The 6,351-nt window shown below is 68.4% G+C and carries 9 protein-coding genes; all 9 read left to right on the top strand.

The genetic code is table 11. The features are described from left to right. The first annotated feature begins 147 nt into the window (after positions 1 to 147). Entirely contained in the window at positions 148 to 237 is a 90-nt protein-coding gene (gene kdpF / locus ACIQUT_RS38205; protein ID WP_403570082.1) for a K(+)-transporting ATPase subunit F, read from the top strand. A gap of 34 nt (positions 238 to 271) precedes the next feature. Then, complete coding sequence (locus ACIQUT_RS38200; protein ID WP_403570080.1) at positions 272 to 553, top strand: hypothetical protein; 282 nt, start codon at positions 272 to 274, stop codon at positions 551 to 553. After that, entirely contained in the window at positions 526 to 708 is a 183-nt protein-coding gene (locus tag ACIQUT_RS38195; RefSeq protein WP_403570078.1) for a hypothetical protein, read from the top strand. The genes ACIQUT_RS38200 and ACIQUT_RS38195 overlap by 28 nt, the downstream gene beginning before the upstream one ends. A gap of 88 nt (positions 709 to 796) precedes the next feature. After that, on the top strand, positions 797 to 952 hold the full coding sequence (locus ACIQUT_RS38190; protein WP_403570076.1) for a hypothetical protein: 156 nt from the start codon (positions 797 to 799) through the stop codon (positions 950 to 952). Continuing rightward, positions 949 to 1,038: a K(+)-transporting ATPase subunit F gene (kdpF, locus tag ACIQUT_RS38185; RefSeq protein WP_403570074.1), complete on the top strand. Its 90-nt coding sequence runs from the start codon at positions 949 to 951 to the stop codon at positions 1,036 to 1,038. The genes ACIQUT_RS38190 and kdpF (ACIQUT_RS38185) overlap by 4 nt, the downstream gene beginning before the upstream one ends. 6 nt (positions 1,039 to 1,044) lie before the next feature. Further along, positions 1,045 to 2,709, top strand: coding sequence for a potassium-transporting ATPase subunit KdpA (gene kdpA / locus ACIQUT_RS38180; RefSeq protein WP_403570073.1), 1,665 nt, complete (start codon positions 1,045 to 1,047; stop codon positions 2,707 to 2,709). Further along, positions 2,706 to 4,811, top strand: a complete 2,106-nt coding sequence (gene kdpB, locus ACIQUT_RS38175) for a potassium-transporting ATPase subunit KdpB (protein ID WP_403570072.1) — start codon at positions 2,706 to 2,708, stop codon at positions 4,809 to 4,811. Before kdpA ends, kdpB begins: the two co-directional genes overlap by 4 nt. Before the next feature lie 7 nt (positions 4,812 to 4,818). Next, on the top strand, positions 4,819 to 5,535 hold the full coding sequence (locus ACIQUT_RS38170; RefSeq protein ID WP_403570071.1) for a potassium-transporting ATPase subunit C: 717 nt from the start codon (positions 4,819 to 4,821) through the stop codon (positions 5,533 to 5,535). Positions 5,536 to 5,634: 99 nt separating this feature from the next. After that, a complete protein-coding gene (locus ACIQUT_RS38165; protein ID WP_403570069.1) occupies positions 5,635 to 6,324 on the top strand; it encodes a response regulator in 690 nt (229 codons plus the stop codon). Positions 6,325 to 6,351: the final 27 nt, after the last annotated feature.

The following is a 6,351-nucleotide window of genomic DNA, read 5'->3' as shown; positions in this document are numbered from 1 at the left end:
CCGTGATCCGCCAGTACATCGAAGGACAGAAGCGGCCCGTCTGACCGTCAACCCGGAGGCGCAGCGAACTCCGGCGCTCCGCGCCTCCGGGCCAAGGATGCGTTTCCCTCCCCGGCTGAAGCCGGGGATACCCACGCAAGATCAGGGATGGATGCGGAGAACGCGGTCGGGCTGCTCATCGCCCTCGCCCTGCTCGGCTATCTCGTGACCGCACTGATCAAGCCCGAGAAGTTCTGATGCGAAACCCTCCTGTCCGGACAGGAGGCCTCACATGTCCGGGTACCGACTCCACGACGCTGCCGTCCTGCTCGCGGCGCTCGTGGTCCCCTCCCTCGTGGCAGTCGCGCTCGTGCCCTTCCGTGCGGATCTATCGGCGACGAACGCGGCCCTGATCCTCGTCGTCGCGGTGGTCGCGGTGGTCGCGGTGGTCGTGGTGGTCGCGGTGGTCGCGGTGGTCGCGGTTGCCGCCATCGGCACGCGGATCGCCGGAGCGGCGGCCGCTCGCCGGAGGCGGTGGTCGAGTACGTGCGCAGGGAGCTCGTCGGCCTGCTGAGGCTGCGCGGCTGCCGCTTCGACTACTACGGCCGCTTCCTGCTGGATCCCCTCCCCGGCCCGCTGCCCCCGGAGCAGGACCGCCTGGTGGCCGTCGCGCCGGCTGCACAGGCCGGCTCCGCCCTGGACACGGCCGACCTGTCCCACCAGGCCTGACCGGGCGTTGTCCGGCGCTTCCCGTATGGGTGGCGTTAAGAGTTCCCGTGCGCCCGTATGGACCTCGTCAAGGTGACTTAACGCCGGGATGAAGACGCGGTTATCTCGTCATCGGCCATGTGGCCGATTCATTTCCTCCCTCTTCACCCAGGAGCTCACGGTGGCCGATCTGGCCTTCGTCGTCACCACGATCGCGGTGTTCGCGCTGGTGGCTCTCATCGCCCGGGGGGTGACCAAGCTGTGACCGCCGAAAACATCATCGGCCTCACCGTGGCCGTCTCCCTGCTGGGTTACCTCGTCCTCGCTCTTGTGCACCCGGAGAGGTTCTAGCCACCGATGAGTCCCGTCCTCGCTGGTGTGCTCCAGCTCCTCGCACTGATGGCCGCGCTCGCGCTGGCCTACCGCCCCCTGGGCGACTACATGGCCCGGGTCTACTCCTCCGAAAAGCACTACAAACCGGAGAAGTGGATCTACAAGGCGATCGGCGCCAATCCGACCGCCGAGATGCGCTGGCCCGCGTACCTGCGCGGCGTCCTCGCCTTCTCCGCGGTGAGCGTCCTCTTCCTCTACGCCCTCCAGCGCGCCCAGGGCGTGCTGCCCGGCTCGCTCGGCTTCCAGGCCATCGACCCCGACCAGGCCTTCAACACCGCCGCGTCGTTCGTGGCCAACACGAACTGGCAGTCGTACTACGGCGAGCAGGCCATGGGCCACGTCGTCCAGACCGGCGGCCTGGCAGTGCAGAACTTCGTGTCGGCGGCCGTGGGCATGGCCGTCGCGGTGGCCCTCGTACGCGGCTTCGCCCGGTCCCGTACCGGTGAGCTCGGCAACTTCTGGGCCGACCTGGTCCGTGGCGTGGTCCGGATCCTCCTTCCCATTGCCGTCCTCGGCGCGATCGTCCTGGTCGCCTGCGGCGCCATCCAGAACTTCGCCGGCATCCACGAGGTCGGCCAGTTCATGGGCGGCTCGCAGCAGTGGAACGGCGGCGCCGTGGCCTCCCAGGAGGTCATCAAGGAGCTGGGCACCAACGGCGGCGGCTACTTCAACGCCAACTCCGCCCACCCCTTCGAGAACCCCACCCCGTTCTCCAACCTCTTCGAGATCTTCCTCATCCTGGTCATCCCGTTCGCGCTCACCCGCACCTTCGGCCGCATGGTCGGCAGTCTGCGGCAGGGGTACGCGATCCTCGCGACGATGGCGACCATCTGGATCGGTTTCACCGCGCTGATGATGTGGACCGAGTTCGCACACCACGGCCCGGCCTTCGACATCGCGGGCGGGGCGATGGAGGGCAAGGAGACCCGTTTCGGTGTCGGCGCCTCCGCGATCTTCTCGGTCGCCACCACGCTGACCTCGACCGGCGCGGTCAACTCCTTCCACTCCTCCTACACCGGGCTCGGCGGCGGCATCCAGCTGCTGGGCATGCAGCTCGGCGAAATCGCCCCCGGCGGTGTCGGCTCCGGCCTCTACGGCATGCTCGTCATGGCGATCATCGCGGTGTTCATCGCCGGCCTCATGGTCGGCCGCACCCCCGAGTACCTGGGCAAGAAGATCGGCACCCGCGAGATCAAGTTCGCGGCCTGCTACATCCTGATCACCCCGGCCCTGGTCCTCGGCTTCACCGCCGCGGCCATGGCGCTGCCGACCCCGCCGCACTCGATGCTGAACTCGGGCGCGCACGGCTTCTCCGAGGTCCTGTACGCCTACACCTCGGGCGCCAACAACAACGGCTCCGCCTTCGCCGGCCTGAACGCCGACACGCAGTGGTTCAACAGCACCATCGGCATCGCGATGCTGCTGGGCCGCTTCCTGCCCATGGTGTTCGTCCTCGCGCTGGCCGGATCGCTCGCCGAGCAGAAGCCCGTACCCGAGACGGCAGGCACGCTCCGCACCGACAAGCCGCTCTACACCGGTCTCCTCGTCGGCACGATCCTCATCGTCACCGGTCTGACCTACTTCCCGGCCCTGGCACTGGGTCCGCTCGCCGAAGGGCTCGCCTCATGAGCACCGCCACTCCGACCCGTGCTCCGCACGAGGACCTGCCCACCGGCCACAAGCCGCCCGCCGGCCGTGTCGGCGGAGGCCTGTTCGACCCCAAGCAGCTCCTGAAGTCCTTCCCCGATGCGGTGAGGAAGCTCGACCCGCGCGTCATGATCAAGTCGCCGGTCATGTTCGTGGTCCTCGTCGGCTCGGTCGTCACGACCGTGCTGGCCGTCAACGACCCGACGGACTGGTTCGGCTGGGCGATCACCGCCTGGCTGTGGCTGACCACGATCTTCGCCAACCTGGCCGAGGCCGTGGCCGAGGGCCGCGGCAAGGCGCAGGCGGACACCCTGCGCAAGGCCAAGACCGACTCCGTCGCCCGCCGCCTGACCAAAGACGACAAGGGCGAGGAGGAGGTCCCGGGCACCGAGCTGAAGATCGGTGACCTGGTGGTCTGCGAGGCCGGCGACATCATCCCCGGCGACGGCGACGTCGTCGAGGGCGTCGCCTCCGTCGACGAGTCCGCGATCACGGGCGAGTCCGCCCCGGTGATCCGGGAGTCCGGCGGCGACCGCAGCGCCGTCACCGGCGGTACGAAGGTCCTGTCGGACCGGATCGTCGTCAAGATCACGACGAAGCCCGGCGAGACCTTCATCGACCGCATGATCGCCCTGGTCGAGGGCGCGGCCCGGCAGAAGACGCCGAACGAGATCGCCCTGAACATCCTCCTCGCGTCCCTCACGATCGTCTTCCTGCTCGCGGTCGTCACGCTCCAGCCGTTCGCGATCCACGCGGGCGCCGAGCAGTCGATGATCGTGCTGACGGCCCTGCTGGTGTGCCTGATCCCGACCACCATCGGCGCGCTGCTGTCCGCGATCGGCATCGCCGGTATGGACCGCCTGGTCCAGCGCAACGTGCTGGCCATGTCCGGCCGCGCCGTCGAGGCCGCCGGTGACGTGTCCACGCTGCTGCTCGACAAGACGGGCACCATCACCCTCGGCAACCGCCAGGCCTCGGAGTTCGTCCCCGTCAAGGGAACGACGGCGGCCGAGCTGGCGGACGCGGCCCAGCTGTCCTCTCTCGCGGACGAGACGCCCGAGGGCCGCTCCATCGTGGTCCTGGCGAAGGAGAAGTACGGGCTGCGCGAGCGCCACCAGGGCGAGCTGTCCCACGCCGAGTGGATCGCCTTCACCGCCCAGACCCGCATGTCGGGCGTGGACGTGGACGGCAAGCAGACCCGCAAGGGCGCGGCCGGCTCCGTGATCACCTGGGTCAAGGAGCATGGCGGCGAGGTCTCCGATGATGCCGACCTCCTCGCCAACCGCATCTCCGAGGCCGGCGGCACGCCGCTGCTGGTCGCCGTCAAGGACGGGCGGGGCGCCCGGGTCCTGGGTGTCATCCACCTCAAGGACGTGGTCAAGGAGGGCATGCGCGAGCGGTTCGACGAGCTGCGCCGCATGGGCATCAAGACCGTCATGATCACCGGCGACAACCCGCTGACGGCCAAGGCCATCGCCGAGGAGGCGGGTGTCGACGACTTCCTCGCCGAGGCCACCCCCGAGGACAAGATGGCCCTCATCAAGCGGGAGCAGGCCGGCGGCAAGCTCGTCGCCATGACCGGCGACGGCACCAACGACGCCCCGGCCCTCGCCCAGGCGGACGTCGGCGTCGCGATGAACACGGGCACGTCGGCCGCCAAGGAGGCCGGCAACATGGTCGACCTCGACTCCAACCCGACGAAGCTGATCGAGATCGTCGAGATCGGCAAACAGCTGCTGATCACCCGGGGGGCGCTGACGACGTTCTCCATCGCCAACGACGTCGCGAAGTACTTCGCGATCATCCCGGCCATGTTCGCGGTGGTCTACCCGGGCCTGGACAAGCTCAACATCATGGGCCTGGCCTCGCCTGAATCCGCGATCCTGTCCGCCGTCATCTTCAACGCGCTGATCATCATCGCCCTGGTGCCGCTCGCCCTCAAGGGCGTGCAGTACAAGCCGACCAGCGCCGACAGGATGCTCCGCCGCAACCTCGGCGTCTACGGACTCGGCGGCCTGATCGCCCCGTTCATCGGCATCAAGCTCATCGACCTGCTCATCTCCCTCATCCCCGGAATCGGCTGAGACGACCATGAACAACTCAGTAGCCAGCACGGCACGCCTGATCGGGGCCGGCCTGCGCGCCCTGCTCGTCCTGACCGTGATCTGCGGGGTCGTCTACCCGCTGGCCGTCACCGGCATCGCCCAGGCGCTCTTCAACAACAAGGCCAACGGCTCCGAGATCAAGGACAAGAGCGGGCAGGTCGTCGGCTCCTCCCTCATCGGCCAGACCTACAACCTGTCGAAGAAGGACCCCAATGATCCGGAGGAGGCGGCGAAGCCGGACCTCAAGTGGTTCCAGCCGCGTCCCTCCAACGGACTGGGCAGCAACAGCGTCAACACCCAGTACTCGCTGATCCTCTCCGGCGCCACCAACCGCTCGGCCGACAACGGCGCCGTGGGCGGCAAGTGCACCAAGGGCGCCGAGGAAGGCACCCTCTGCGCCCAGGTCCTCGCCGCCAAGGAAGCCGTCATCGCGGACAACTCCACCGCCGGCCACCCGGTCAGGCCCGAGGACGTGCCGGCGGACGCCATGACAGCCTCCGGCTCCGGACTGGACCCGCACATCTCCCCCGCCTACGCGAAGCTGCAGATCCACCGGGTCGCCGAGCAGAACAGGATCGACGTCAAGCAGGTGGAGAAGCTCGTCGCCGACCACACCACCGGTCGGACACTCGGCTTCATGGGCGAACCCCGCGTCAACGTCCTCGAACTCAACACCGCGCTCAAGGCACTGACCAAGAGCTGATGTTCCACATCGCACGGACGGGGAGCCGGCAGGGCGCGGAATGCTCGCGCCCTGCCGGCTCCTTACCGTGCCCCGCAACGAAGGAAAGGCTGCACAGCGATGACCCGGGTGCTGGTGGTGGAGGACGATCCCCAGCTCGTCCGCGCGCTGAAGATCAATCTACAGGCGCGCAAATTCGAGGTCGAGGAGGCCTCCGACGGAGGCTCGGCCCTGCGGCTCGCCGCCGCGCGCAGGCCGGACGTCATAGTGCTCGACCTCGGGCTGCCCGACATGGACGGCATCGACGTCATCAAGGGCGTCCGCGACTGGAGCCGGGTCCCCATCCTGGTCCTCTCCGCGCGTCACACCTCGGAGGACAAGATCCGGGCGCTGGATGCCGGCGCGGACGACTACGTGACGAAACCGTTCAGCATGGACGAGCTCCTGGCGCGCCTGCGGGCGGCCGCCCGCAGGCAGGATCCGACTGCCGCCTCCCAGGCCGACAAGGTCGCCCTCGTCACGACCGACGAGTTCACCATCGACCTGGTCGCGAAGAAGGTGCGCCGGGGCGAGCGCACGGTACGGCTGACCCCGACCGAGTGGCACCTGCTGGAGATCCTCATCACCCATCCGGGCCGGCTGATCACCCAGAGCCGGCTGCTGCTGGAGGTCTGGGGCCCGAGCTACTCGGAGAACACCAACTACCTGCGCGTCTACATGGCCCAGCTCCGGCGCAAACTGGAACCGGACCCCTCGCACCCCCGGTACCTGATCACCGAACCGGGTATGGGATACCGCTTCGAACCCTGATCACCCTGATCACCCTGATCACCCTGA

This window comes from Streptomyces sp. NPDC090445 (assembly GCF_044769385.1).
In the GTDB taxonomy this organism is placed as follows: domain Bacteria; phylum Actinomycetota; class Actinomycetes; order Streptomycetales; family Streptomycetaceae; genus Streptomyces.
The sequence above is the reverse complement of the archived record's forward strand: the minus strand, read 5'-3'. Positions and strand labels throughout refer to the sequence as shown.

Coding starts and splice junctions, on each gene's coding strand:
- kdpF (WP_403570082.1), top strand. CDS start 148: ATGGATGCGGAGAACGCGGTCGGGCTGCTCATCGCCCTCGCCCTGCTC.
- ACIQUT_RS38200 (WP_403570080.1), top strand. CDS start 272: ATGTCCGGGTACCGACTCCACGACGCTGCCGTCCTGCTCGCGGCGCTC.
- ACIQUT_RS38190 (WP_403570076.1), top strand. CDS start 797: ATGAAGACGCGGTTATCTCGTCATCGGCCATGTGGCCGATTCATTTCC.
- kdpA (WP_403570073.1), top strand. CDS start 1,045: ATGAGTCCCGTCCTCGCTGGTGTGCTCCAGCTCCTCGCACTGATGGCC.
- kdpB (WP_403570072.1), top strand. CDS start 2,706: ATGAGCACCGCCACTCCGACCCGTGCTCCGCACGAGGACCTGCCCACC.
- ACIQUT_RS38170 (WP_403570071.1), top strand. CDS start 4,819: ATGAACAACTCAGTAGCCAGCACGGCACGCCTGATCGGGGCCGGCCTG.
- ACIQUT_RS38165 (WP_403570069.1), top strand. CDS start 5,635: ATGACCCGGGTGCTGGTGGTGGAGGACGATCCCCAGCTCGTCCGCGCG.